We start from the raw sequence: 26,134 nt of genomic DNA, 5'->3' as shown, positions 1-26,134 counted from the left end.
AGGCTAAATCCTAACCGAGTTAAACAATGGCAATCTCCACTGAACAAAAAGCGCAAATCGTTGGCGACTACCAGCGCGCCAAGGGCGACACCGGTTCTCCGGAAGTGCAAGTCGCTCTGCTTACCGCCCGCATCAACGATCTGACCGGCCACTTCAAGGCCAACGTCAAGGATCACCACTCCCGCCGTGGTCTCCTGATGATGGTGAGCCAGCGTCGCAAGCTGCTCGACTACCTGAAGCGCAAGAATGTCGATAGCTACCGTGAGCTGATCGCTCGCCTCGGTCTGCGTAAGTAATCGGCCAGAGCACGCTCTACCGAACGTGACAACCCTGCCGCATTTCGCGCAGGCTTGATCATGGGCACAGCCGGTGTAAGTCCGCGTGGCTTCGCCGGCTTTGTCACATCTGTGCGCCACGAAACGGCGCGTTACCTCGGCTGAGTGCACGGTTGTAGTTTGCCGTCAGCCGATTGAATGAAAGGACATCCTTTGCCTACCGCAATCAAGAAGAGTTTCACCTACGGCTCCCATACCGTGATCATGGAGACCGGCGAAGTCGCCCGTCAGGCTCATGGCGCCGTGCTCATCAATATGGACGACACCGTTGTGCTGGCCACCGTGGTGGCCGCCAAGAACGCCAAGCCGGGCCAGGATTTCTTTCCGCTCACCGTTGATTACGTCGAAAAGTTCTACGCAGCCGGTCGCATCCCCGGCGGCTTCTTCAAGCGTGAAGGCCGCCCGACCGAAAAAGAGACCCTGACCTCCCGCCTGATCGACCGTCCGATCCGCCCGCTCTTCCCGGACGGCTTCTACAATGAAGTGCAGGTCATCGCCCAGGTCGTCTCCCTGAACCCGGAAGTCGACGCCGACATTCCCGCGATGATCGCCGCCTCGGCCGCCCTCGCCATCGCCGGCATCCCGTTTGCCGGCCCGATCGGCGCCTGCCGCGTGGGTTACGCCAACGGCCAGTACATCCTCAACCCGACCGCCACCCAGCTGCAGACCAGCCAGATGAACCTGGTCGTGGCCGGCACCGAGAGTGCCGTGCTGATGGTCGAATCCGAAGCCCTCGAGCTGCCGGAAGACGTGATGCTGGGCGGTGTGGTCTTCGGCCACACCCAGATGCAGGCCGCGATCACCGCCATCAACGAGCTGGTCGATATGGCCGGCAAGCCCGAGTGGGACTGGCAGGCTCCGGCCAAGGACGAAGCCCTGATCGCCCGCGTCACCGAAGTCGCCGGTGCCAAGATCGAGGAAGCCTTCCGCATCACCGCCAAGCAGGCGCGCTCCCAGCAGCTGTCGGCCATCTCCGACGAGGTGTATGCAGCCCTTGCCGCCGACGGCCGTGAGTTCGACAAGAACACCGTCAACAACATCATCTTCGATCTGGAATCGAAGGTGGTCCGTGGCCGCATCCTGAGCGGTGAGCCGCGCATCGATGGCCGTGACACCCGCACCGTCCGCCCGATCGACATCCGTGTCGGCGTGCTGCCGCGCACCCACGGCTCCGCGCTGTTCACCCGCGGCGAGACCCAGGCCCTGGTGGTGACCACCCTCGGCACCGGCCGCGACGAGCAGATCATCGACGCGGTCGCCGGCGAGTACCGCGAGCGCTTCATGCTGCACTACAACTTCCCCCCGTTCTCCACCGGCGAATGCGGTCGCTTCGGCTCGCCCAAGCGCCGCGAGATCGGCCACGGCCGTCTGGCCAAGCGCGCGCTGGCCGGCGTGCTGCCGAGCAAGGAAGAGTTCAGCTACACCGTGCGCGTGGTGTCCGAGATCACCGAGTCCAACGGCTCCAGCTCGATGGCTTCCGTCTGCGGCGGCTCCCTGGCCATGATGGACGCCGGCGTTCCGCTGTCTGCCCCCGTGGCCGGCATCGCCATGGGCCTCATCAAGGACGGCGGCCGTTTCGCGGTGCTCACCGACATCCTGGGTGACGAAGATCACTTGGGCGACATGGACTTCAAGGTCGCCGGTACCGAGAAGGGTGTCACTGCGCTGCAGATGGACATCAAGATCCTCGGCATCACCAAGGAGATCATGCAGGTTGCCCTGGCCCAGGCCAAGGAAGGCCGCATGCACATCCTGGGTCTGATGAAGACCTCCCTGGAAGGTGCCCGCGAAGAGGTGTCCACCTTCGCGCCGCGCATGATCACCCTCAAGATCAACCCCGAGAAGATCCGCGACGTGATCGGCAAGGGCGGCGCCGTGATCCGTGGCCTGCAGGAAGAAACCGGCACGGTCATCGAGATCACCGACGACGGCAACGTGACGATCTCCTCCGTGAGCTCCGAGGGCGCCCAGGTGGCCAAGAAGCGCATCGAGGAAATCACCGCCGAGGTGGAAGTGGGCAAGGTCTATGAAGGCCCGGTCGTGCGCATCCTCGATTTCGGTGCGATCATCAACATCATGCCGGGCCGCGACGGCCTGCTGCACGTGTCCCAGATCGCCAACGAGCGCGTCAACGCCGTGTCCGACTACCTCAAGGAAGGTCAGGTCGTCCGCGTCAAGGTGCTCGAGACCGACGAGAAGGGCCGTGTGCGTCTGTCGATGAAGGCGCTGCTGAACGAAAAGGCCGAGTGATCCTCGCTTAGGCCTTACTGAAAGCGGGCGCCCAGGCGCCCGTTTTTTTGCGCCCGTTTTTTGATTGCCGGCCATTTTTCCGGAACCCCGCCGGACGATCAGCCTCACACTCAGGGCGTTTGCAGCGGTTTCAAAATCAATCAGACAGGGAGAGCGGAATGCCTTTGCGCCATGCGGGTTCGACTACACCTTCGACGTGGGTGACGCGCTTTGCGCCGCTCATTGCCGCTGGTGGCGAGGTGCTCGATCTTGCCTGCGGGAGCGGGCGACATGCCCGCTGGCTGGTCAGCCGGGGCTTCCGGGTGGAGGCCGCCGACCGGGACGCGGTGGCGCTGGAGCTGCTGGCCGGCGTGCCGCACCTCAAGGTTCGCGAGGTGGATCTCGAAAACGGCCCGTGGCCCTACGCCCGCCAGCACTTCGACGGAATCGTGGTGACCAACTACCTCTTTCGGCCGCGTCTGCCCTTGCTGCTCACGGCGCTCAATCCGGGGGGCGTGCTGATCTACGAGACCTTCATGGTCGGCAACGAGCGCTTTGGCAAACCGAGCAATCCGGATTTCCTGCTGCGTTCCCACGAGTTGCTGGAGACTGTGGCCGACGCCTGCACGGTGCTGGCGTACGAGCAGGGGGAGGTCGCAGAGCCGAAGCCTGCGGTGGTCCAGCGCATCTGCGCCGTGAAAGGGCACAACCCGGGACTGCGCCTGCCCTGAGCGGCTTTTTCAGCGGAGCAGGGGTTTCAGTTCGCGCCAGATCGTGTCGAGTATGAGTGGCTGGGCTTCGGCCACCGGGTGGATGCCGTCGGCCTGAAAGTAGTGCCGCTGATCGGCGAAGCCTTCCATCATGAAGGGCACCAGACGCAGGCGGTTGGTTTTAGCGAGATCGCGAAATACCGCCTCGAAGCGGGCAGTGTAGTCGGGGCCGTAGTTGGGCTGCATCCGCATGCCGACCAGCAGTACCTGCGCGCCGGCCTTGCGGCTGGCGTCGACCATGGCCTGCAGATTCGCGGCCATCGCCTTTACGGGGAGGCCGCGCAGCCCGTCGTTGGCGCCGAGTTCGATGACGACGACCGACGGCTTGTGGGTTTCGAGTGCGGCCGGCAGACGCGCCAGACCACCCGCGGTGGTCTCGCCGCTGATGCTGGCGTTCACTACCTTGTGGGGGAGCCGGGCTGCGCTGATCCGCTCACCGAGCAGTGCCGGCCAGCTCTGCTGCTGGCGCAGCCCGTAGCCGGCCGACAGGCTGTCGCCCCACACCAGCACCGTGCCGGCCCAGGCGCTGCTGCAAACGAGCAGCAGGCTGGTGAGCGCGGCGCCGAGGAGGGTGCGGAACATCGCCGCGATCAGGCCCGCAGCTTGTCGCCGCAGTGGCCTTGGACGACCTGCATCAGCGGCGGGAAGACCTTGGGGGTGCCGGCAATGATGTTGCCGGTGGTGAGGTAGTCGGATTCACCGGACAGGTCGCTCACCAGGCCGCCTGCTTCGCTGATCAGGAGGCTGCCGGCGGCCATGTCCCAGGGCGACAGGCCGAATTCCCAAAAGCCGTCGAGACGGCCGGCTGCCACGTAGGCCAGGTCGAGGGACGCGGCGCCCGGACGACGCAGGCCGGCGGTTTTTTGCGTGAGTTCCTTGAAGATCGCCAGGTAGGTGTCGACGTTGCTGAACTGGCGATAGGGGAAACCCGTGCCGATCAGGGCGTCGGCGAGGCGCAGGCGCTTGGAGACGCGGATGCGGCGGTCGTTGAGGAAGGCGCCGCCGCCCTTGGAGGCGGTGAACAGCTCGTTGCGGTTCGGGTCGAAGACGACGGCCTGCTTGACCACGCCCTTTCGCGCCAGGGCGATGGAGATCGCGTACTGGGGAAAGCCGTGGATGAAGTTGGTCGTGCCGTCCAGCGGGTCGATGATCCACTGGTATTCGGTGTCGGTGTCGGTGGCCGGGCCGGTCTCGCCGGACTCTTCTGCTAAAATGCTGTGGCTCGGGTAGGCCTCGCGCAGCACCTGGATGATGGCCTCTTCGGCCGCCCGATCGACTTCCGTCACGAAATCATTGGGTTGCTTGGCTTCAACGCGGAGCAGGTCCACGTCGAGGGCGGCCCGGTTGATGACGGTGGCGGCACGGCGTGCGGCCTTGATTGCGATGTTCAGAGTGGGGTGCATGGTGTCTGGCGGCTTGCCGGCCCGGGCACAAACGGCCCGTCGGTCGACCACTAATTCGGAAAACCACATATTTTAATATGAACCTCGATGGCGCGCTTGGGCGCGTGCGTGTCGTCCTCTCCCGAACCAGCCATCCTGGCAACATCGGTGCGGCGGCCAGGGCCATGAAAACCATGGGCCTGTCGCAGCTGGTGCTGGTTGATCCCCAATTCTTCCCCGATCCCGTGGCCACCGCCCGGGCGGCGGGCGCCGACGACATCCTCGCCAATGCGCGGGTTGTCGGGAGCCTCGCCGAGGCGCTCGAAGGCACGGTGTTCGCCGCGGCCATGACGGCCAGGAAGCGCGAGATGGCCGTGCCGATGAAGTGGGCGCGAGAAGCCGCCGGCGAAATCGTCGGGCGGGCCACCTTCGGTGATGTGGCGTTGGTCTTCGGCAACGAGACAAAGGGCCTCTCCAACGACGACGTGGCCCTGTGCCACATGCCCGTCAAGATCCCGGTGAGCGAGGCCTATTCGTCCCTCAACCTCGGGGCTGCGGTGCAGGTGCTGTGCTACGAGCTCCGCATGGCTGCCCTCGACCCCGGAACGGCGCCCGGCATCGAGTTCGAGCCGGCCACCCACGAGCAGATCGAGGGCTTCTACGCTCACCTCGACCGGGCGATCACCGCCAGCGGCTTCTTCAACCCCACCAACTCCAAGCGCCTGTGGCCGCGCCTCAGGCGCCTGTTCGGGCGGATTCGGCTCGAGAAGGACGAGATCAACATTCTGCGCGGGATGTTGAGCGCCTTCGAAAAGAAGTAGACTAAAATAGTCGGAAATTAAACGATAACAAATCAGCTCCGCGCACGGCGTGTCCGGCAGCGGAGCGGGAAAACAGCGATCCATTTTCGGGAGTTCTCTCTCATGTTCAGTCGTCTGCGTGAAGACGTGGCCAATGTGCTTCAGCATGACCCGGCGGCACGCTCCAGGTGGGAGGTTCTCACCTGCTATCCGGGCATGCACGCCCTGTGGCTGCACCGTTTTGCCAACGCTGCCTGGCGGCGTGGGTTCCGCTGGGTGGGGCGCTTCACCAGCCATGTGGGGCGCATGTTGACAGGTGTCGAGATCCATCCGGGCGCCACCATCGGCCGGCGGGTCTTCATCGACCACGGCATGGGCGTGGTGATCGGCGAGACCGCCGAGGTCGGCGACGACTGCACGATCTACCAGGGCGTCACCCTCGGGGGTACCTCGCTCTACCGCGGCACCAAGCGCCATCCGACCCTCGGGCGCGGGGTGGTGATCGGCGCCGGGGCCAAGGTGCTGGGCGGCTTCGAGGTGGGCGACGGCGCCAAGGTCGGCTCCAACGCGGTGGTGGTCAAGCCGGTGCCGGCCGGGGCGACCGCGGTGGGCAACCCGGCGCGCATCATCGACGCCAGCATCGACGATGCAGCGCGGGCACGGGAGGCGAAGGCCGAGCAGATGGGCTTCACCGCCTACGGCGTGACCCGCGACCTCGACGACCCGGTCTCGAAGGCCTTGCACGGCCTCCTCGATCACGCCGTCGAGACCGACCGGCGCATCGGCATCCTCATCGCCCGGCTGGCCGAGGCTGGCATCGCCGTCGACGGCGCCGTGCGGGCGGCGGATTCCTTTGATCCCAAAGGCCTCGGGAAGATGGTGGACTGAGCCGCAAAATAGTTGATCGAATTGGTCGGGTTTGGTATTCTTGACTGAAACGTTCAACTATTATTGCTTACCAGCCTGCCCCCGGAGCTGCCATGAGACTCACTACCAAAGGTCGTTTTGCCGTCACGGCAATGATTGATCTGGCCTTGCGTTGTGCCGACGGCCCGGTCACGCTGGCTGGTATCGCCGACCGCCAGAAGATCTCCCTTTCCTATCTCGAGCAACTCTTCGGCAAATTGCGCCGTTTCGAGCTCGTCAGCAGTGTGCGTGGCCCTGGTGGCGGTTACGCCCTGGCCCGTGACATGGCGGCGATCACCGTGGCCGACATCATCGCGGCGGTCGACGAGCCCCTCGATGCAACCTCTTGCGGCGGCAAGGAAAACTGCCACGACGCCCACGTCTGCATGACCCACGATTTGTGGACCAATCTCAACCGCCGCATGTACGAATACCTGCACTCGGTGACCCTCGCCAGCCTGGTCGAGCAGCAGCGCCGCAAGGTCGCGCAGCACGCCGTGCTTCACGACGAGCGTGCCGCCAGCGCCACCCGCAACGGTGGCAAGCCGGTGCTCATCGCCTGAGTCACGCCGGAGAGCAATGATGTTCGCCCCTGTTTACCTCGACCACAACGCCACGACGCCGCTCCATGCGGCTGTCCGCGAAGCGATGTTGCCGTGGCTGGGTGAGCGCTACGGCAACGCCTCTAGCCGGCACGAATACGGCCGCGCGGCCCGCAAGGCCATCGACGAGGCGCGCGCCCAGGTGGCGGCGGCGGTCAATGCCCACCCGACCGAGGTGATCTTCACCAGTGGTGGGTCGGAAGCCAACAACCTGTTCATCAAGGGCGCCGCAGCCGTGCAGAAGCCTGGCCTGGTGGCGGTGAGCGCGGTCGAGCACCCTTGCGTGCGGGAGCCGGCGCGGCAACTCGTCAAGAGCGGCTGGCGCTTCGCCGAGATCGCGGTCGACATTGAAGGCCGGATCGACATCCCCGCTTTTGCCCGGTTGATGGCCGACAAGCCGAAGCTGGTGTCGGTGATGCTGGCCAACAACGAAACCGGTGTGCTGCAGGACATCCCTGCGCTGGCAGCCCAGGTCAGGGCCGGCGGCGGCTGGATGCACTGCGACGCGGTGCAGGCGCTGGGCAAGATCCCGCTGGATTTCCGGGGCCTGGGCGTGCATGGCCTCAGCCTGTCGGCCCACAAGATTCAAGGCCCGCTGGGGGCCGGGGCGCTGATCGTCGACAAGCGTGTCGAGCTCGCGCCCCTCAGCGCCGGCGGCGGGCAGGAGCGTAACCTCCGCTCCGGCACCGAGAACGTGATGGCCATTGTGGGGTTCGGCAAGGCCTGCGAGCTGGCTGCCGCCGGGATCGAAGAGCGTGCCCGGCGCCATGGCGCGCTGCGCGAGCGCCTCGAGACCGGGCTTGCGCAGATGGGCGCGCAGATTTTTTCGGCCGCCGCGCCGCGCCTGCCCAACACCAGTTTCTTTGCGCTGGCCGGCATCGACGGCGAAACCCTGGTCGGCAAGCTCGACCGGGCCGGGTTTGCGGTGGCCAGCGGCTCGGCCTGCTCGAGCGCCAACCCCGAGCCGTCCCACACGCTGATGGCGATGGGCGTCGAGGCGGGCCTGGCCCGTGCGGCGATCCGCGTCAGCCTCGGTGCGGGCAGCAGCGAGCAGGACATCGACGGATTTTTGAAAACGCTCGGCGAGAATCTCGCCAGCTTGCGAACCCTGGCCGCGGTGGCGGTCTGAGGTTTACAGGACAGACACTTTTTTGCAGCACGGAGAAGACTAAGATGCTCAAGTTCCCGATCTACCTGGATTACTCCGCGACCACGCCGGTGGACCCCCGCGTGGCCGAGAAGATGATTCCCTATCTCACGGAACTGTTCGGCAACCCGGCATCCCGCAGCCACCCCTTCGGCTGGACCGCCGAGAAGGCCGTCGAGGAGGCCCGCGAAGAGGTGGCCAAGCTCGTTAACGCCGACCCCAAGGAAATCATCTGGACCTCCGGCGCCACCGAGTCCAACAACCTGGCGATCAAGGGCGCGGCGCATTTCTACTCCGGCAAGGGCAAGCACATCATCACCGTCAAGACCGAGCACAAGGCCGTCCTCGACACCGTGCGCGAACTCGAGCGGGAAGGCTTCGAAGCCACCTACCTCGACGTCCAGGAAAATGGCCTGATCGACCTCGAGGTGCTGAAGGCGGCCATCCGCCCCGACACAGTGGTGGTCTCGGTGATGTTCGTGAACAACGAGATCGGCGTGATCCAGCCGATCGCCGAGATCGGCGAAATCTGCCGCGAGAAGGGCGTCATCTTCCACGTCGATGCGGCCCAGGCCACCGGCAAGGTCGACATCGACCTCGCCAAGCTCAAAGTCGACCTGATGTCTTTCTGCGCCCACAAAACCTACGGCCCCAAGGGCATCGGCGCCCTTTACGTGCGGCGCAAGCCCCGCGTCCGCCTCGAAGCCCAGATGCACGGCGGCGGCCATGAGCGCGGCCTGCGCTCCGGCACCCTGGCCACCCACCAGATCGTCGGCATGGGCGAAGCCTTCCGCCTGGCCCGCCTCGAGATGGCTGAAGAGAACAAGCGCGTCGGCGAACTGCGCGACCGCCTGCTCAAGGGCCTCTCGCAGATGGAGGAAGTGTTCGTCAACGGCGACATGGCGCACCGCGTGCCCCACAACCTCAACATCAGCTTTGCTTACGTTGAAGGCGAATCCCTGATCATGGCCATCAAGGATGTGGCGGTCTCCAGCGGTTCGGCCTGCACCTCGGCCAGCCTCGAGCCGTCCTACGTGCTGCGGGCGCTGGGCCGCAACGACGAGCTGGCGCACAGCTCGATCCGCTTCACCCTGGGCCGTTTCACGACGGTCGAGGAGATCGACTATACAATCGACCTGCTGCAGAGAAAGATCGGCAAGCTCCGTGAATTGTCGCCCCTCTGGGACATGTACAAGGAAGGCATCGATCTGAACACCGTGCAGTGGGCAGCCCACTGACAGGAGAGCAAACATGGCATACAGCGAAAAGGTCCTCGACCACTACGAAAACCCCCGCAACGTCGGCGCCTTCGGCAAGGAAGACGACGGCATCGGCACCGGCATGGTCGGCGCGCCGGCCTGCGGCGACGTGATGAAGCTGCAGATCAAGGTCGGCAAGGACGGCATCATCGAGGATGCCAAGTTCAAGACCTACGGCTGCGGCTCGGCGATCGCCTCCAGCTCGCTGGTCACCGAGTGGGTCAAGGGCAAGACCCTCGACCAGGCCCTCGACATCAAGAACACCGCCATCGCCGAAGAGCTGGCGCTGCCGCCGGTGAAGATCCACTGCTCGATCCTGGCCGAAGACGCCATCAAGGCGGCGGTCGAGGACTACAAAAAGAAGCACAACGGCTGAAAGGAGCCCGATCATGGCAGTAACCCTGTCCGACAAGGCTGCAACCCACATCGGTAACTTCATCGCCAAGCGCGGCAAGGGCGTCGGTATCCGCCTCGGCGTGCGCACGTCGGGCTGTTCCGGGATGGCCTACAAGCTCGAGTTCGCCGACGAGGTGCTGGCCGACGACGTGGTCTTCGAATCCCACGGCCTCAAGGTTCTGCTCGACCCGAAGAGCCTGCCTTACATGGACGGCACCGAACTCGACTTCGTGCGCGAAGGCCTCAACGAAGGTTTCAAGTTCAACAACCCGAACGTGAAGGGCGAGTGCGGCTGCGGCGAGAGCTTCACCGTCTGAGATGATCGACCTCAAGCAGGACTACTTCGCGTTGTTCGGCCTTGTTCCGGCCTTCTCCATCGACATGGAGAGGCTGGAGCAGGCCTACATCGACATCCAGGCCAGGGTGCACCCCGACCGTTTCGCCCATCTGTCCGACACCGAAAAACGCCTGTCGATGCAGTGGGCCACCCACGCCAACGAAGCCTTCCGCACCCTCAAGAGCCCGCTCACCCGCGGCCATTACCTGCTTGAGCTGCGGGGCGTCGACCCGGGTTTTGACACCAACACCGCGATGGCGCCCGACTTCCTGATGGAGCAGATGGAGTGGCGCGAGGCCCTGGGCGAAGCCACCGATGCCGCCGACGAGGACGCCCTCGACGAGCTCTCCCGCCGGCTCCGCCAGGGCACGCGGGCGCTCGAGGCCGAGCTCGCCCGCCAGCTCGACGAGACGGCTGACCTCGAAGGCGCCGCCGACAGCGTGCGCCGCATGAAATTCCTCGAGAAGCTGCAACACGAAATCAATGACGCCTTGACGGCGCTGGAATCCTGATGGCTCTGCTGCAAATTTCTGAACCGGGCATGTCCACCGCGCCGCACCAGCACCGGCTGGCGGTGGGCATTGACCTGGGCACGACCAACTCGCTGGTGGCCACCGTCCGCAACGGCGTGCCCCAGTGCCTGCAGGACGACGACGGCAAGCTGCTGCTGCCCTCCGTGGTGCATTACCTGCCGGACGGCCAGATCGTCGTGGGCCGCAAGGCCCAGGCCACCCAGGCCACCGATCCGCGCAACACCATCATCTCGGTGAAGCGCTTCATGGGCCGCGGCCTCAAGGACGTCGCCCACGTCGACACCATGCCCTACGACTTCGTTGACGCCGTCGGCATGGTGCGCCTGCGTACCGTGCAGGGCGTCAAGAGCCCAGTGGAAGTCTCCGCCGAGATCCTCAAGGATCTTCGCCTGCGCGCCGAGCGCAGCCTGGGCGGCGAGCTCACCGGTGCGGTCATCACGGTGCCGGCCTACTTCGACGACGCCCAGCGTCAGGCCACCAAGGACGCCGCCCGGCTGGCCGGCCTCAACGTGCTGCGCCTCCTCAACGAGCCGACCGCGGCGGCCATCGCCTACGGGCTCGAGAACGCTTCCGAGGGGGTGTATGCCGTCTATGATCTGGGCGGCGGCACCTTTGACATCTCGGTGCTGCGGCTCTCCCGAGGCATCTTCGAGGTCGTCGCGACGAGCGGCGACGCGGCCCTCGGCGGCGATGACTTCGACCACCGCCTGTTCTGCTGGATTCTCGACAACGCGGGCATCTCGCTGCCGTCCGACCGCGATTCGCGCCGCCTGCTGATGAAGGCCCGCGAGGTCAAGGAACGCCTGAGCTTCGACGAATCCGTGCCGATCCGCCTGAGCCTCGAGAGCGGTGACGAGGTGGACCTGGTCATCGACCAGCAAGTCTTTGTCGAGATGACCCGCCCGCTCGTCGAAAAGACCCTCCGCCCGATCAAGAAGACCCTGCGTGACGCGGGCCTTTCGCCGGAAGACGTCAAGGGCGTCGTGATGGTCGGCGGCGCCACGCGCATGCCGCATGTGCAGAAGGCCGTCGGCGAGTACTTCGGCCAGACTCCGCTCACCAACCTCGACCCCGACACCGTGGTCGCCATCGGCGCCGCGATGCAGGCCAACGTGCTGGCCGGCAATCGGGCCGCCGACGAAGAGTGGCTGCTCCTCGACGTGATCCCCCTGTCCCTCGGCATCGAGACGATGGGCGGCCTCGCCGAGAAGATCATCCCGCGCAATTCCACCATCCCCACCGCCCGTGCCCAGGACTTCACCACCTTCAAGGACGGCCAGACCGCCATGTCCTTCCACGTGGTGCAGGGCGAGCGCGAGCTGGTGGCCGATTGCCGCTCGCTGGCGCGCTTCGAGCTGCGCGGCATCCCGCCCATGGTCGCCGGCGCGGCACGCATCCGCGTGACCTTCCAGGTGGACGCCGACGGCCTCCTGTCGGTGTCGGCCCGCGAGGTCACCACCGGCGTCGAGGCCCGCATCGAGGTCAAGCCGTCCTACGGCCTGGCCGACGACGAGGTGGCCGGCATGCTCAAGGCGAGCTTCGAGCACGCCCAGGCCGACATGGAGCGGCGCGGGCTGGCCGAGCAGCAGGTCGAAGCGGCGCGGGTCATCGAGGCCACCGAGAAAGCCCTGCTCACCGACGGCGACCTGCTCAATGAGCCCGAGCGTGCGGCCCTCGACAGCGCCCTCGGTGCGCTGCGCGATGCCGCCGCCGGCAACGAGGTGCGAGCCATCAAGCTGCAGCTCGAAGCCTTCAATCGCGCCTCCAACGAGTTCGCCTCGCGGCGCATGGACAAGAGCATCCGCAGCGCGCTGGCGGGCCACAAGATCGACGAACTCCGGATCTGACGCCGGACAAACCCCAAGATGACCACACTGATCGTTCTTCCCCACGTCGAGCTGTGCCCCGAGGGCGCCGTGCTCGAGGCCGAACCCGGCCAGACCATCTGCGACACCCTGCTCGCCAACGGCATCGACATCGAGCACGCCTGCGAGAAATCCTGCGCCTGCACCACCTGCCACGTGATCGTGCGCGAGGGCTTCAACAGCCTTGAGGCGGCGGAGGAACTCGAGGAAGACCTCCTCGACAAGGCCTGGGGCCTGGAGCCCAACTCGCGCCTGTCGTGCCAGGCAGTGGTGGCCGACACGCCGCTGACCGTCGAGATCCCCAAGTACTCCATCAACATGGCCCGGGAGGGCAAGCACTGATGAAATGGGTAGAAGTTCAGGAAATCGCCATCCAGCTGGCCGACGCCCACCCGGACGTCGACCCGACCAAGCTCAATTTTGTCGACCTGATGCGCTGGGTGATGGCGCTCCCTGAGTTCGACGACGACCCCAAGCACTGCGGCGAACGCATCCTTGAAGCCATCCAGCAGGCCTGGATCGAGGAAGTGGAGTAGGGCGATGGACGGCGGGCCGGCCCACGGTGTTCATGCCTTCGAGGCGCGTACGCTGGCTGGCGCGCCCCTTCACCTTGCCGACTTTGCCGGCAAGGTGCTGTTGATCGTCAATACCGCCAGCCACTGCGGCTTCACGCCCCAGTACGCCGGCCTGCAAAGGCTCCACGAAACCTACGGCCCCCGCGGGCTGGTGGTGATCGGCTTTCCGTGCAACCAGTTCGGGGCCCAGGAGCCTGGCAGCGCCGCCGAGATCGCCGGCTTTTGCCAGCGCAACTACGGCGTTGATTTTGTTCTCGCCGAGAAGGTGGATGTGAACGGCAGCGGAGCGCACCCGCTGTTCCACCACCTCACCGCCGCCTTGCCCGGCGTGCTCGGGTCCGAGGCCATCAAGTGGAACTTCACCAAGTTTCTGGTCGATCGCAACGGCCGCCCGGTGAGCCGCCATGCCCCGACCACCTCGCCCGCCGCGCTGGTCCGGGACATCGAAGCCTTGCTGTAGCGTGGGCTGCCGGGCAGGGCACCGCAGTCGTGCGCGGCCCCTCGGCGGTTCCAGCCTGGGCCGCTGACGCCGCCCAGGCTTACCCTTTTCAACCCGCTACATCTTGCCCAGCTTGCGATACAGCGTGTTGCGGCTGATGCCCAGCTGGCGCGCCGCCGACGAGATGTTGCCGCCGGCCGCTTCGAGCGCGCGCATGGCGGCCTGACGGCCGATCTCGTCGAGGCTGCTGCCGCTCGCCAGTGGCTCCGCGGCCCGCATGGGTTCTCCGCCCGCCGCCGGGGCCGGGGCAGCAGCCAGCGGCGCCTCGAAGAGCTCCTCGGGCAGATGCTGCTCGGTGATCAGCTGTTCGCCCTCGTCCAGCAGGGCGATCGCCACGCGGATCGCGTTGTGGAGCTGGCGGATGTTGCCGGGCCAGGCATAGCCTTCGATGGCCTTCAGCGCACCCTCCGAAAAACGCACCGCCAGGGTCGGGTCTGGTACCTCGGCGAGCGCCAGCCGGCTCACCAGCGCGCGGATGTCGCTGCGCTCGCGCAGGGCCGGCAGCGTCACGCTCATGCCGTTGAGGCGGTAGTAGAGGTCTTCGCGGAAGCTGCCGCGGGCGACCTCCTCGCGCAGCTTGCGGTGGGTCGCGCACACCAGCGCGATGTCCACCTGGATCGTCTTGGTGCTGCCCAGGGGCGTCACGCAGCGCTCCTGCAGCACGCGCAACAGGCGCGCCTGCAGGTTGAGGGGCATGTCGCCGATCTCGTCCAGGAACAGGGTGCCGCCGTTGGCTTGCTGGATCTTGCCCGGCGCGCCTTCCTTGCGGGCGCCGGTGAAGGCGCCGCCCTGGTAGCCGAAGAGCTCGGATTCGATCAGGGTTTCCGGGATGGAGGCGCAGTTGAGCGCCACGAAGGGCTGGTCGCGGCGGGGGCCGCTGTTGTGGAAGGCCTTGGCGAAGATCTCCTTGCCGGCGCCCGATTCGCCCTGGATCAGGATCGGGATGTCGCGGCCGAGCATCCGCCGGGTCCGGTCGATCGCCGCCTGCAGGCGCGCGTCGCCGGTGTTGAGGGTGTCGAGGGTGATGGCCGGCGCGGCGCTGGCATCGGCCCGGCGTGCCGGGCGCGGGGGCAGGGCGCGCTCGTCGCCGCGGCCGCCGTGCACCGACGGCGTCGGCAGCTGGCCACGCAATTGCACGTGGATCAGCTTGCCATTCACACACAGCTCCTGGATGCCCTGGTGGCTGTGGCGCAGGCGGTCGATGAGGGCCGACAGGTTGCTCTCGAAGACGATCGAGAAGTCGCGGCGGACGGCATCCACCTGGCGGATGCCCAGGATCTCGGTGCCGCTGCTGTTCATCGCCAGCACACGCCCGTCGGGGGACACCGCGGCGATGCCCTCCTTGGGGCTGCCCAGGTAGTCGGGGCGGGAGTGGAAGCACACCAGGATGTCCCGGGCGTGGAAGGCCTCGAACAGGCGTTTCTCGACCAGCGCCGACGACAGCCTCACCAGCCCCAGGGTGTGGCGCTGCAGGCGGCGGTAGCTGCCCGAGATGTCGAGCACGCCCACCAGCCGCCCGTCGGGCCCGTAGATCGGGCTGGCACAGCAGGTGAGGAAACCGTTGTGCTGCAGGAAGTGTTCGGCGCCCAGCACCGTCACCGGCGATTCCTCGGCCAGCGCCGTGCCGATGGCGTTGGTGCCGCGCAGGTTCTCGTCCCAAGAGGCGCCGGCCATCAGCGAGACCCGATCCGCCCGGCTCACGAAATCGGGGTCGCCCACCGTTTCGAGCAGCAGCCCGTTGGCGTCGGCCAGGATCACCATGCTGCCCGATTCGCGGATCTGCTCGAAGACGTGCTCCATGATCGGCCGGCTCTGCGTGAGCAGGAAGCGGTTGCGCTCCTGCTCGGTCTTGAGCGCCACGCGGTCCATGGTCGAGGTCACGTCGGTGAGGTGGGGGTCGCCCACGCCGAAGCGGCGGCAGCGCTCCCAGGAGCGCAGGATCAGGGGGTCAACCAGGCCGTCGGGGTGATCGCCTTGCTCAAAGAAGAGCTCGCGGGCCTGCAGCAGCCGTTCTCCATGGACTTCCGCCCGCAATTGCAACTGTCCCATTGTCTCCTCCGTATGTCGCTGAAATTATTTCTTTTTTGTTGTGCTTCATAACGTAACACCTGCGTCTTTTCTTAGCAAAGAACAGTGTGTCGCGTCGTCTCTTTTAGCAATAGGCGTGCCAAGGCGTATGTCCCGCTCCGTGGCAGATTTCCCATTCCGACAGGGGCCGTGCCCGGCTTTATTGGGGTTTTGCGCTTTCTGGCACAGGGTTTGCTCGCAGCTCTCCATAAAGCCCCGAAATCCATAATCGACAAAGGAGACAACGTGAAACATCCCTTCCGCCACCTCGGTACGCTCGCCGCCGTCCTCTGCATCGCCGGGGCTGCGCCCCAGGTTCTGGCCCACGGTGACGTGGTGCCCCAGGCCGTCGATACCACCGGGCTCAAGGCCCTCGGCGCTGACTTCCTGCCCAGCAACCCCTACCGCAAGGACAAGACCGCCATCCGCATCGGCGACTCGGCCTTCAACCAGAACTGCGCCCGCTGCCACGGCCTCGGCGCCATCTCGGGCGGCATCGCGCCGGACCTGCGTTACCTGCCCCTCGGCGACGAGGGCGACGAAGTCTTCATGCAGCGCATCCGCAAGGGCGCGGTGCGCGACGGCCGCGTGTACATGCCCCCCTTCGAAGGTACCCTGAGCCAGGAGGCTATGTGGGCGATCCGCAGCTGGCTGGAGACCGTCCATGAAGACTGAGCGCCGCCTCTGGCTGAAGGCGCTGGCCGCCGCGCCCCTGGCCGCGGCCTTGCCGGCGCGGGCCGACGGGCTGGAGGCGTTCCGCCAGCGCGGCCGCCTCCGCTTCGCCGTCTACAACGACTTCCCGCCCTACTCGATGGCCGGCGGCAAGGGCATCGACGCCGACCTCGCCCGCGCCCTCGCCGCCAAGCTGGGCCTGGCGCCCGAGGTGGTCGGCTTCAACGCCGACGAGGACATGAACGACGACCTGCGCAACATGGTGTGGAAGGGCCACTACCTCGGCACCCAGCCCGCCGACGTGATGATGCACGTGCCGGTCGACCCCTACCTCGCCAAGGCCAACGACAAGGTGCGCATCTTCGGCGCCTACCACCGCGAGGCCCTGGCCCTCGCACGCCGGCCCGAACAGGTTCGCCAGGCCCCCAGCGGCTCGGCCGCGGTGGCGCTGGAGGTGTTCACCCGCGAGAAGATCGGCGTCGAGACGGCCTCCCTGGCCGACGCCTTCCTGCTCGGCGTGCTCAACGGCCGCCTGCGCGAGAACGTGGTGCACTTCAAGACCGTCGGCGAGGCCACCCAGGCTGCGCTGGAAGGCAAGATCGCCGCCGTGATGGCACCTCGCGCCGAGCTCGAGGCCGCGCTGAAGGGCAGGGGAGAGCTCACCATCGACACCGTCAACTTCCCCGAACTCCAGACTGGCAGCTGGCCCCTGGGCATGGCCGTCAAGGTCGAGGAGCAGGAGCTCGCCGACGCCATCGCCGCAGCGCTCGCCGAGCTCAAGCGCGACGGCAGCCTCACCGAGATCTTCCGCCGCCACGGCATCTCCCACACCCCCGCATGAGGCCCGCCATGGCACCGCTGAGAATCCTGTGCGCCGCGCTGCTGGCGGCTTTCGGGGCTGCCGTACAGGCCGGCCCGCTGGCCTATGTGCCCAACGAGAAGTCGGCCACCCTCAGCGTCATCGACACCGCCACCGATGCCCGCCAGGCCGACATCCCGGCTGGTCAGCGGCCCCGCGGCATCGCCGGTGGCGGCAGCCGTGTGTACGTCACCGACGGCAAGACCGGCAGCCTGCTGATCATCGACACCGCCACCGGCAAGCTCGTCACCAGCGTGCCGGTGGGCGCCTCGCCGGAGGGCGTCAGCCTGTCGGCCGACGGCAAGCTGCTGGCGGTGGCCGTCGAGGACGACAACAGCGTGGTGCTCCTCGATGCCGCCAGCGGCCGCGAGCTGGCGCGCATTGCGGTGCATGGCAAGAACCCCGAGCACGCCGTGTTCAGCCCCGATGGCCGCCTGCTCTACGTGAGCGCCGAAGAGGCCGAGCAGGTGGACGTGATCGACGTGGCGGCCCGCCGCCAGAGCGCCAGCATCCCGGTGGGCAAGCGGCCGCGGGGCATCGGCTTCCTGCCCGACGGCACCCGCGCCTACGTGGCCAGCGAGCTGGCGGGCAAGGTGTACGCCATCGACGTGGCCGCCGGCCGCGTGGTGGCCGAGATCGCCGCCGGCCAGTTCCCCAACGGCATCGCCGTGCACCCCGACGGCAAGCGGGTCTTCGTGTCGAATGGGCGCGACGGCAGCGTGATGGCCATCGACGTGGCCAGCAATCGCGTGCTGGCCAGCATCCCGGTCGGCAAGCGGCCGTGGAACATGGCGCTGACCCCCGACGGGGCCAAGCTCTACGTGGCCAACGGGCGCTCCGGCAGCGTGTCGGTGATCGACACCGCCGCCCTGCAGAAGCTCGCCGACATTGAGGTGGGCGAGCTGCCCTGGGGAGTGACGATCCGATGAAACCCCGACGCTACACGGCGCCCGCCATGCTCATCCACTGGGCCCAGGCGGCCGTCGTGCTGTGGCTGCTGTGGCGCGGCTGGAGCATGATCGACCTGCCCAAGGGCGCCGAGCGCACCGCCGCCTACGGCCTCCACAAATCGTGGGGGCTGGTGGCGCTGGGGCTGATCGGGCTGCGCATCCTGTGGCGCCGGGGCCATCCGCCGCCGCCAGTGCTCAGCGGCGGCTTCGAGGCTGCCATCGCCCGGGCCGTCCATCACGCGCTTTACGGCCTCATGCTGATCGCGCCCCTGGCGGGGGTCATCGCCTCCCAGTTCACGCCCTACGCCCTCAAGTTCTTCGGCCTCGAGCTCCCCAAGCTCGGCTGGCCCGACGAGGCCATCAACGGCGTCTTCAAGGCCGTGCACGTCTATTCCGCCTGGGCCATCGCCGGCCTCGTCGGCCTGCACGTGGCCGGTGCGCTGAAGCACGCCATCCAGCGCGACGGCACCCTGTCGCGCATGTTGCCGGGGTGGTTGTTGCGTAATTGAACACCTGCTCCAGGGCGGAGCAGGTGCGCAGATTCTTCGTCGAGTTTGTGCCCACGGGGCGAGCCTGCTCTCCCGCAGCCGGTAAGGCCGGGGCCGATCCTTCGTTTCACCCCTGGGTGCGAATGAATTCGGCCCCTTGCAGCAGGAGCAGGCCTGCGATTGTCGCGCACCGACAGGGCGAAACACCTTCAGCCAGCGCTCCCTCCCCTGACAAGGGGAGGGCCGGGGAGGGGTTGTACGGGGTCCGCGTGGACTCGCTTCATATCGCAGCCCGCCAGACCCCCCTGGCCCCCCTTGGCAGGGGGGAGCCGGGCCCGGTGGGTCGTGCCTTTGTCTGCCTTAAGCGACCCCGTTCACTCCAGCGCCAGGATCCAGTGGATCGCGGCCTTCAGGTCGTCGTCGCTGATCTTGTCGGCCGGGTGGGCCATCATCGGCACCTGGCCCCACACGCCGCTGCCGCCGCTGCGGACCTTGTCGAACAGGCGGGCCGGGGCGCCGGCGTCGCCCTTGTACTTGGCGGCCACTTCCTTGTAGGCCGGGCCGACGCGCTTGGCGTCAACCGCGTGGCAGGCCACGCAGCGGGCCTTCTTGACGATCGCCTCCGACGCGCTGGAGGGGGCGCTGACGCCGATGGCGAGCACGGCGACGAGCGGGGCGAGGGTGTGGCGGAAGGTGAGAGCTTTCATCGGTAGTATTCCTTGCGTTGCGTGTTCGGGGTTGGATCAGACGAGGCCGGCGGCTTCCAGCTCATCCCATTCGTCGTCGGAGAACAGGCGCGAGCGGGTGATGAAAGCCTTGCCGCTGCCCGCCTCGAGGGAGAAGTTGCCGCCCTGGCCCGTCACCACGTCGATGATCAGCTGGGTGTGCTTCCAGTACTCGTACTGGGCAGCGCCCATGTAGAAGGGCACGCCGCCGATCTCCCCGAGCTTGAGGTCGTAGGGGCCGACGGTGAGGTCGGTGGGCAGGTAGCAGTTGGGGGAGCTGTTGTCGCAGCAGCCGCCGGACTGGTGGAACATCAGCGCCGGGCCGTGCCGGCCCTTCAGCGCATCGATCAGATCCAGTGCCGCCGGAGTGGCAATCACGCGGTCGACCATCGTCTTGTCCTCGATAAGAAGGCTGGGTGCCGGTTGTCTGCGGATGCAGGTGCCGGACTTGCATCGCGGCGCCGATTGGGTGTGCTGAAGGGTTGTAGCCTTGTAGGGGCGACTTCAGTCGCCCTCCGCACGTTGATCAAAAGACATGCCGTTGATCGGAGTCCGCGGGCGACTGAAGTCGCCCCTACATCGCCCCTAAAAGTCGCCCCTGCACGAAGCATCGCCGGCGTGCGGCGGCTCCACGGACAACACTGACCAAGCCTAAAAAAAGGGGCGGTTGCCCGCCCCTGAAGTTCCTGCCCGCGAGCCAGCGCGGGCGTGCGGAGGAGACTGCCGTGATCAGAAGAAGCCGAGCTTGTTCTCGCTGTAGCTGACAAGCAGGTTCTTGGTCTGCTGGTAGTGGTCCAGCATGACCTTGTGGGTTTCACGGCCGATGCCGGATTCCTTGTAGCCGCCGAAGGCCGCGTGGGCCGGGTAGGCGTGGTAGCAGTTGGTCCATACGCGGCCGGCCTGGATGGCGCGGCCCATGCGGTAGGCGACGTTGCCGTTACGGCTCCACACGCCGGCGCCGAGGCCGTAGGGGGTGTCGTTGGCGATGGCCAGGGCTTCGGCTTCGTCCTTGAAGGTGGTCACGGCCAGCACCGGCCCGAAGATCTCTTCCTGGAAGATGCGCATCTTGTTGTGGCCCTTGAAGAGGGTCGGCTGGATGTAGTAGCCGCCTTCGATGTCGCCACCCAGGTGGGCGCGCTCGCCGCCGATCAGGCACTCGGCGCCTTCTTCCTTGCCCAGCTTCAGGTAGGACTGGATCTTTTCCATCTGCACGTCGGAGGCCTGGGCACCCATCATGGTGTCGGTGTCGAGCGGGCTGCCCTGCTTGATGGCGGCGACGCGCTTCAGCACCTTCTCGATGAACTTGTCGTAGATCGATTCCTGGATCAGCGCGCGGCTCGGGCAGGTGCACACTTCGCCCTGGTTGAAGGCGAACAGCACCATGCCTTCGATGGCCTTGTCGAGGAAGGCATCGTCCTTGTCCATGATGTCGGCAAAGAAGATGTTGGGCGACTTGCCGCCCAGCTCCAGGGTGGCCGGGATCAGGTTGTTGGCGGCGGCCTGGGCGATCACGCGGCCGGTGGCGGTGGAGCCGGTGAAGGCGATCTTGGCGATGCGCTTGCTGGTGGCCAGCGGCATGCCGGCTTCGCGGCCCAGGCCATTGACGATGTTCAGCACGCCCGGCGGCAGCAGGTCGGAGATCAGGTCGGCCAGGATCAGGATGGAGATCGGGGTGGACTCGGCGGGCTTCAGCACCACGCAGTTGCCGGCGCCCAGGGCCGGGGCCAGCTTCCAGGCGGCCATCAGGATCGGGAAGTTCCAGGGGATGATCTGGCCCACGACGCCCAGGGGCTCATGGATGTGGTAGGCCATGGTGTTCTCGTCGATCTCGGAGATACCACCTTCCTGCGAGCGCAGGCAGCCGGCGAAGTAGCGGAAGTGGTCGACGGCCAGCGGGATGTCGGCGTTCAGGGTTTCGCGGATCGGCTTGCCGTTATCGACGGACTCGGCGTAGGCCAGCAGCTCGAGGTTGGCTTCGAGGCGGTCGGCGATCTTCAGCAGCACGTTGGAGCGGGTGGCCGCATCGGTCTTGCCCCACTTCGGGAACGCGGCGTGGGCGGCGTCCAGGGCCAGCTCGACGTCTTCGGCGGTGGAGCGGGCGGCTTGCGTGTACACCTTGCCGTTCACCGGCGTGATCACGTCGAAGTATTCACCCTTCACCGGGGCGACCCATTGGCCATTGATGAAGTTTTCGTAGCGGGCCTTGTAGGCAATCTTGGCGCCGGCGGTACCGGGGGCAGCGTAAAGCATGTTTGTCTCCTGTTTTATCGAATGGGTGATGCGGGCTGACTCAAGACCGGCGATTCCTTTCGCCGCGACTCGTGGCAATTAAAGTGCATGTGCCGTGCCAGCGCCAGGGCCAGCCCCTGGGTGGCGTGTAAAGTTCAATGTTTTCAAGGGTCTGTAAAAAACGAAGGCCCTGCCTCACGCTGCGCCCGGCTGCCCGCCGTGTCTTTGCGTGGAGCAGGTGTGCATTTATGGAGCAGTTGCTCTACACCGCAGGCAACACCCCTCGCCTGGGCGATAATCCGGCCTCCGCAAAGTGCCCTTCGCCCCATGCCCCGCCAGCTGCTTTACCTGATCGTCTTCATCGAAGGTTTCTGTTCCCTCGGCGCCGAGGTCATCGCCCTGCGCCGGCTGGTGCCCCACGTGGGCAGCGCCATCGTCGTCACCGCGCCGACCATCGGCCTCTTTCTGCTCGCGCTGGCCCTGGGTTATGCCGCGGGCGCCCGGGTGAGCGAGCGCTTCACGCAGGTGGTGGCGCGCAACTTTGCGCTCTCGGCGCTGCTCGCCGGGCTGGGGCTGGCGCGGGTTACGGTGGATGGCCTGTTTGCCCACCTGCAGCCGGTGGGGGTGGCCTACCTTGTATTCATCGGCGGCGTGCTGTGCCCGCTGGCCTGGCTGCTCGGCCAGACGGTGCCGGTGCTCACCAACCTCATGAAGCACATGCGCACCGGCGAGGCCAGCGGCCACGCCCTGTACTGGTCGACCCTTGGCAGCTTCCTGGGTTCGGTGAGCCTGTCGCTGGGGGTGATGCAGTGGCTGGGCGTGTCGGCGGCGGTGCTGGCCTGCGCGCTGGGCCTCGCCGCGGGCAGCCTCGCCCTCGCCCGGCAGCAGGGCCGCGCCTGGGCCGTCGCGCTGGCCACGGCGGCGCTGGCGGTGGCCGTCAACCTGTTCCCGCCCAGTGAGGTGGTCGACACCGCCTACGCCGACTACGCGGTGAGCCCGGTCGAACTCCCCGGCCACCCCGACCCCCGCGCCTTCTTCGTCAACAACTCGCTGGCCTCGCTGATCGACGCCGGCGAGCCCCCCGGCTACGCCCGCTACATCACCCACCTGCGCCATGTGCTGCTCGATGAGCTGGGCTTTGCCGGCCGCCAGGTGCTGGTGCTGGGGGCCGGCGGCTTCACCCTGTCGCACCACGAGCCCCTCAACCATTACACCTACGTGGACATCGACCCGGAGATCCGCGCCATCGCCGAGGCCCGCTTTCTGAAGGGCCCGATCCGCGGCGACTTCATCGTGGACGACGCCCGCCGCTTCGTCGCCGGCACGCCCCGGCGCTTCGACGCGGTGGTGGTGGATGTCTTCAGCAGCCACACCTCCATCCCCGGCCACCTGGTCACCCGCGAGTTCTGGCGCGACGCCCGCCGGGCGCTGGCCCCCGGCGGCGTGCTGTTTGCCAACCTGATCCTCGACGGCCGCCTCGAGACGCCCTACGCCCGCAACCTGCTGGCCACCATCGAGAGCGTCTTCGGGCGCTGCGGCGTCGAGGTGCTCCACAAGGGCAAGCCGCTGTCCAACGTGATCGTCAGCTGCCACGCCGGCAGTCAGCCTGCGCCCGTCAGCCTGTACACCGACGAGCAGAGCACCGCCGACACCGACCTGGCGCGCTCCCGCTGAGCGGCACCGGCCCCATTCACCCCACCCAGCACGCTTGACCCACGCCAGCCCGCCCACCTAGAGTAACGCACCCCGTATTCGGGGGCCGTCGGTGGCATTTTTGTGCCGTGAGAGGATTCGATATGTTGCCCCCAGCCCCCGCATTGCCTGCCCGACGCCCCGACTGGCGGCAGTATGTCCTCGTCACGCTCCTCATCACGCTGCTGGCTCTGGGCCTCACCGGCCTGGTGGTGCGCTCGGAGCACCTGGGTGAATCCGAGCGTTCCGAGGCCGACCTCCACAACCTCTCCCTGCTCCTGGCGGACGATGTCGGCACCCTGTTTGCGCGCACCGAGTCGCTGATCCAGTCGGCCGAGAACTACTACCTCGATGCGGCCACCCACGGCGGTGTCGACGCCGGCCGTTTCAATGCCTTTCTCGACCGCCAGCTCCTGCAGGTGCCCGAGGCGCTCACGGTGATGGTGCTGGGCCCCAACGGCGCGCCCCGCTTCGGCAGCCACGGCACACGGGGCGACGTCGACCTGGCGGACCGGGGCTATTTCATCAAGGCCCGTGACGGCAGCGCCCGCGGCCCGATCTTCGATGGCCCTTTCATCGCCAGGGGCAGCCAGACCTGGGTGCTGGTCATGGCGCGCCGGCTCGACAACCCGGACGGCAGCTTCGCCGGGGTGGTGGCGGTGACCCTCAAGACCGAAGCCCTCACCCAGCTGCTCGCCAAACCCAGCCTCGGCCCCTCGGGGGTTGCCGTGCTGCGCAACCTCGACATGGCCCAGGTGGCACGCCACCCCCAGGTCGAAGGGCCCGGCGCCGGGCCGGGCAACACGACGGTATCGAACACCTTCCGCGATCGCGTCCGCAGGCATCCCGAGGGGGGCGCCTATATCGCCACCTCGCCCCTCGACGGCGTCGAGCGCATCTTCTCCTACCGGCCGGTGGTGGCTTACCCCTTCTTCGTGAACATCGGGCGCGCAGAGAGCGAATATCTGTCGAGCTGGCGGCGCCATTCGGTGCTGCTCTTCGGCCTGTGCGGGGCGATCATCCTGATCACGGCGCTCTCGGCGCGGCGCATCTACCGCAGCGCGCTGCGGGGCAGCGAGGCGGCCGAGCGGATGCAGCTGGCCATCGACAGCGCCAATCTGGGCATCTGGAGCCTGGACGTCACCGACCGGCGGGTGGCCGCCTCCGAGCGTTGCCTGGCGCTCTTCGGCCTGCCTACCAGCGCCCGGCCCCCCCTCGACCGCTTTCTCGAGCGCCTGCCCGACGACGACCGCCAGCGGGTCGAGCAGGCCATCGCCGAGGCTTTCAGGACCGGCGGCAACTACCACCAGGAATACCGCGTGAACCTGCCGGATGGCCCGGTGCTGTGGATCTCGGCCCATGGCCGGGCGGTGCGGGAGGGTGACGGCCGCATTGTCAAGGTGCATGGCGTGGTGCAGGACATCACCCGGCGCAAGGCCAGCGAAGAGGCGCTGGCCGCCTCGAAATGCCAGCTCGAAGCCCTCGCCGAGTCGCTGCGCCTTGCCAACCAAGAGCTGCGCCGCAGCGAGACCCGCTACGCCGATGCCATGGAGGCCGCCAACGACGGCCTGTGGGAGGCCAACCTGCAGACCGGCCAGGTGTTCACCAGCCCCATGTACAGCCGAATGCTGGGCTTCGAGCCCAGCGAGCTGGGTTGCGACAGGCATTCGGCCTGGCTCGACCTCGTGCATCCCGACGAGCGGGCGTTTGTGGAGGCAGAGTCCGGCCGAATGCTGAGCGACACCGGGCACTACGAGCTGGAGTTCAGGATGCGCGGCAAGGACGGCGGCTATCGGTGGATCCTCAGCCGCGGCATGGTCGTCGAGCGCGACGCCGACGGCCGCCCCCTGCGCGCCGTGGGCACCCACGTGGACCTCACCGCCCGCAAGGCCATGGAGCTTGAACTGCGCGCCGCCCGCGATACCGCCGAGGCCGCCAGCCGCGCCAAGAGCGCCTTTCTGGGCAACATGAGCCACGAGCTGCGCACCCCCATGAACGGCATCATGGGCCTCACCCGCCTGGCGCTGCGCCGCGCCGACGACCCGAAGCAGCGCGACCTCCTCGACAAGATCGACCAGTCCTCCCGGCAGCTCCTCGGCCTCATCAACAACGTCCTCGAGATCAGCAACATCGAGTCGCAGCGCATCACCCTCGACGAAACCGACTTCAGCATCGCGGGCCTGCTGTCACGGCTGCACGCCGAGATCGGCGCCCAGGCCGTCGACAAGGGCCTCACCCTGCAGCTCACCCAGCCCCCCGCCATCACGGCCCTGGCCCTGCGCGGCGACGAAAAGCGCCTGTGCGAGGTGCTCGCCAAGCTGCTCGGCAACGCCATCAAGTTCACCGCGGCGGGGGCCGTCGTCCTGCGCATCCACCGCCTCGACGGCACCCCGGCCCAGCTGTGCCTGCGTTTCGAGATCCAGGACACCGGAATCGGCATCGCCTCCGACGACATCGCGCGCCTCTTCTCGGCCTTCGAGCAGGCCGACAACTCGGCCACCCGCCAATACGGCGGCGCCGGGCTGGGGCTGGCCATCAGCAAGCGCATCGTGCACCTGATGGGCGGCGAGATCGGCGTCGACAGCACCCCGGGCCAAGGCGCCACCTTCTGGTTCACCGTGTGCCTGCGAAAGGGCAGCGGCGTGGGCTGAACAAGCACCTGTAGGTGCGACTTCAGTCGCCCGCCAGACCCCCCTGGCCCCCCTTGGCAGGGGGGAACCGAGCTCGGCGAGTCGTGCCTTTCTCTCCCCAGGCCGCGAACCGCCTGCCGCGCACCGACAAGGCGACGCGCCTTGAGCCGGTTGCTCCTTCCCTGAC

General features: G+C 67.0%; 27 protein-coding genes. 21 read left to right on the top strand and 6 right to left on the bottom strand.

All coding sequences use genetic code 11. From position 1 onward, the window contains the following. Positions 1–26: 26 nt before the first annotated feature. From rpsO to ZRA01_RS01630, 3 genes are all read left to right on the top strand, one after another. Entirely contained in the window at positions 27–296 is a 270-nt protein-coding gene (gene rpsO, locus ZRA01_RS01640; protein ID WP_141349014.1) for a 30S ribosomal protein S15, read from the top strand. Positions 297–488: 192 nt separating this feature from the next. Then, entirely contained in the window at positions 489–2,585 is a 2,097-nt protein-coding gene (pnp, locus tag ZRA01_RS01635) for a polyribonucleotide nucleotidyltransferase (protein WP_141349013.1), read from the top strand. A 158-nt stretch (positions 2,586–2,743) separates the two neighbouring features. Then, entirely contained in the window at positions 2,744–3,295 is a 552-nt protein-coding gene (locus ZRA01_RS01630; RefSeq protein ID WP_141349012.1) for a class I SAM-dependent methyltransferase, read from the top strand. Positions 3,296–3,304: 9 nt separating this feature from the next. Here the strand turns inward: ZRA01_RS01630 and ZRA01_RS01625 are convergent, their stop codons facing one another. Together ZRA01_RS01625 and ZRA01_RS01620 are read right to left on the bottom strand one after the other, a co-directional pair. After that, positions 3,305–3,916 carry an arylesterase gene (locus ZRA01_RS01625; RefSeq protein WP_141349011.1) on the bottom strand — a complete coding sequence of 204 codons (612 nt, stop codon included), beginning with the start codon at positions 3,914–3,916 and terminating at the stop codon, positions 3,305–3,307. Positions 3,917–3,924: 8 nt separating this feature from the next. After that, positions 3,925–4,737, bottom strand: coding sequence for an inositol monophosphatase family protein (locus ZRA01_RS01620; protein ID WP_141349010.1), 813 nt, complete (start codon positions 4,735–4,737; stop codon positions 3,925–3,927). Between the two features lie 77 nt (positions 4,738–4,814). Between ZRA01_RS01620 and ZRA01_RS01615 the strand changes: the two genes are divergently transcribed. The 12 genes from ZRA01_RS01615 (at position 4,815) to ZRA01_RS01560 (ending at position 13,596) form a co-directional block, all read left to right on the top strand. Then, complete coding sequence (locus tag ZRA01_RS01615) at positions 4,815–5,537, top strand: RNA methyltransferase (RefSeq protein ID WP_141349009.1); 723 nt, start codon at positions 4,815–4,817, stop codon at positions 5,535–5,537. Positions 5,538–5,639: 102 nt separating this feature from the next. Then, on the top strand, positions 5,640–6,404 hold the full coding sequence (cysE, locus tag ZRA01_RS01610) for a serine O-acetyltransferase (RefSeq protein ID WP_141349008.1): 765 nt from the start codon (positions 5,640–5,642) through the stop codon (positions 6,402–6,404). A gap of 92 nt (positions 6,405–6,496) precedes the next feature. Continuing rightward, positions 6,497–6,985, top strand: a complete 489-nt coding sequence (gene iscR / locus ZRA01_RS01605) for a Fe-S cluster assembly transcriptional regulator IscR (protein ID WP_141349007.1) — start codon at positions 6,497–6,499, stop codon at positions 6,983–6,985. A 16-nt stretch (positions 6,986–7,001) separates the two neighbouring features. After that, complete coding sequence (locus ZRA01_RS01600) at positions 7,002–8,153, top strand: cysteine desulfurase family protein (RefSeq protein ID WP_141349006.1); 1,152 nt, start codon at positions 7,002–7,004, stop codon at positions 8,151–8,153. 44 nt (positions 8,154–8,197) lie between these two features. Further along, positions 8,198–9,409, top strand: coding sequence for an IscS subfamily cysteine desulfurase (locus tag ZRA01_RS01595; RefSeq protein WP_141349005.1), 1,212 nt, complete (start codon positions 8,198–8,200; stop codon positions 9,407–9,409). 13 nt (positions 9,410–9,422) lie between these two features. After that, the gene (gene iscU / locus ZRA01_RS01590; protein ID WP_141349004.1) at positions 9,423–9,806 is read left to right on the top strand and encodes a Fe-S cluster assembly scaffold IscU; all 384 of its coding nucleotides are present in this window, start codon (positions 9,423–9,425) and stop codon (positions 9,804–9,806) included. Between the two features lie 13 nt (positions 9,807–9,819). After that, positions 9,820–10,143: an iron-sulfur cluster assembly protein IscA gene (gene iscA / locus ZRA01_RS01585; RefSeq protein WP_141349003.1), complete on the top strand. Its 324-nt coding sequence runs from the start codon at positions 9,820–9,822 to the stop codon at positions 10,141–10,143. A 1-nt stretch (position 10,144) separates the two neighbouring features. Next, positions 10,145–10,675 carry a Fe-S protein assembly co-chaperone HscB gene (gene hscB, locus ZRA01_RS01580; RefSeq protein WP_141349002.1) on the top strand — a complete coding sequence of 177 codons (531 nt, stop codon included), beginning with the start codon at positions 10,145–10,147 and terminating at the stop codon, positions 10,673–10,675. Continuing rightward, on the top strand, positions 10,675–12,543 hold the full coding sequence (gene hscA, locus ZRA01_RS01575; protein ID WP_141349001.1) for a Fe-S protein assembly chaperone HscA: 1,869 nt from the start codon (positions 10,675–10,677) through the stop codon (positions 12,541–12,543). The genes hscB and hscA overlap by 1 nt, the downstream gene beginning before the upstream one ends. 18 nt (positions 12,544–12,561) lie before the next feature. Beyond that, a complete protein-coding gene (gene fdx, locus ZRA01_RS01570) occupies positions 12,562–12,903 on the top strand; it encodes an ISC system 2Fe-2S type ferredoxin (RefSeq protein ID WP_141349000.1) in 342 nt (113 codons plus the stop codon). Further along, complete coding sequence (gene iscX / locus ZRA01_RS01565) at positions 12,903–13,097, top strand: Fe-S cluster assembly protein IscX (protein WP_141348999.1); 195 nt, start codon at positions 12,903–12,905, stop codon at positions 13,095–13,097. Before fdx ends, iscX begins: the two co-directional genes overlap by 1 nt. A gap of 4 nt (positions 13,098–13,101) precedes the next feature. Then, complete coding sequence (locus tag ZRA01_RS01560) at positions 13,102–13,596, top strand: glutathione peroxidase (RefSeq protein ID WP_141348998.1); 495 nt, start codon at positions 13,102–13,104, stop codon at positions 13,594–13,596. Between the two features lie 96 nt (positions 13,597–13,692). Here ZRA01_RS01560 and ZRA01_RS01555 read toward each other — a convergent pair whose 3' ends face one another. Further along, entirely contained in the window at positions 13,693–15,684 is a 1,992-nt protein-coding gene (locus ZRA01_RS01555; RefSeq protein ID WP_141348997.1) for a sigma-54-dependent Fis family transcriptional regulator, read from the bottom strand. A gap of 264 nt (positions 15,685–15,948) precedes the next feature. Here ZRA01_RS01555 and pedF point away from each other — a divergent pair, with 264 nt between their 5' ends. From pedF to ZRA01_RS01535, 4 genes are read left to right on the top strand one after another with little or no spacing between them, the layout of a single operon-like run. Continuing rightward, positions 15,949–16,377, top strand: a complete 429-nt coding sequence (gene pedF, locus ZRA01_RS01550) for a cytochrome c-550 PedF (protein ID WP_141348996.1) — start codon at positions 15,949–15,951, stop codon at positions 16,375–16,377. Further along, positions 16,367–17,215, top strand: coding sequence for a transporter substrate-binding domain-containing protein (locus ZRA01_RS01545; protein WP_141348995.1), 849 nt, complete (start codon positions 16,367–16,369; stop codon positions 17,213–17,215). Before pedF ends, ZRA01_RS01545 begins: the two co-directional genes overlap by 11 nt. An 8-nt stretch (positions 17,216–17,223) precedes the next feature. Then, a complete protein-coding gene (locus ZRA01_RS01540; RefSeq protein WP_141348994.1) occupies positions 17,224–18,162 on the top strand; it encodes a beta-propeller fold lactonase family protein in 939 nt (312 codons plus the stop codon). Beyond that, a complete protein-coding gene (locus tag ZRA01_RS01535) occupies positions 18,159–18,692 on the top strand; it encodes a cytochrome b (protein ID WP_141348993.1) in 534 nt (177 codons plus the stop codon). The genes ZRA01_RS01540 and ZRA01_RS01535 overlap by 4 nt, the downstream gene beginning before the upstream one ends. 353 nt (positions 18,693–19,045) lie before the next feature. On the opposite strand, the gene ZRA01_RS01530 is transcribed toward ZRA01_RS01535, so the two are convergent. From ZRA01_RS01530 to exaC, 3 genes are all read right to left on the bottom strand, one after another. Then, positions 19,046–19,378, bottom strand: a complete 333-nt coding sequence (locus ZRA01_RS01530; RefSeq protein ID WP_141348992.1) for a c-type cytochrome — start codon at positions 19,376–19,378, stop codon at positions 19,046–19,048. A gap of 36 nt (positions 19,379–19,414) precedes the next feature. After that, the gene (locus ZRA01_RS01525; protein WP_141348991.1) at positions 19,415–19,786 is read right to left on the bottom strand and encodes a DUF779 domain-containing protein; all 372 of its coding nucleotides are present in this window, start codon (positions 19,784–19,786) and stop codon (positions 19,415–19,417) included. A gap of 339 nt (positions 19,787–20,125) precedes the next feature. Beyond that, on the bottom strand, positions 20,126–21,646 hold the full coding sequence (exaC, locus tag ZRA01_RS01520; protein WP_141348990.1) for an acetaldehyde dehydrogenase ExaC: 1,521 nt from the start codon (positions 21,644–21,646) through the stop codon (positions 20,126–20,128). A gap of 306 nt (positions 21,647–21,952) precedes the next feature. Here exaC and ZRA01_RS01515 point away from each other — a divergent pair, with 306 nt between their 5' ends. Next, positions 21,953–23,299, top strand: a complete 1,347-nt coding sequence (locus tag ZRA01_RS01515; RefSeq protein WP_141348989.1) for a fused MFS/spermidine synthase — start codon at positions 21,953–21,955, stop codon at positions 23,297–23,299. A 122-nt stretch (positions 23,300–23,421) separates the two neighbouring features. Continuing rightward, the gene (locus ZRA01_RS01510) at positions 23,422–25,968 is read left to right on the top strand and encodes a PAS domain-containing protein (protein ID WP_141348988.1); all 2,547 of its coding nucleotides are present in this window, start codon (positions 23,422–23,424) and stop codon (positions 25,966–25,968) included. The last annotated feature ends 166 nt before the right edge of the window (positions 25,969–26,134 follow it).

Origin of the sequence: Zoogloea ramigera (assembly GCF_006539865.1) — a bacterium.
Taxonomy (GTDB): domain Bacteria; phylum Pseudomonadota; class Gammaproteobacteria; order Burkholderiales; family Rhodocyclaceae; genus Zoogloea; species Zoogloea ramigera.
This window is presented reverse-complemented; position numbering and strand designations above follow the sequence as displayed.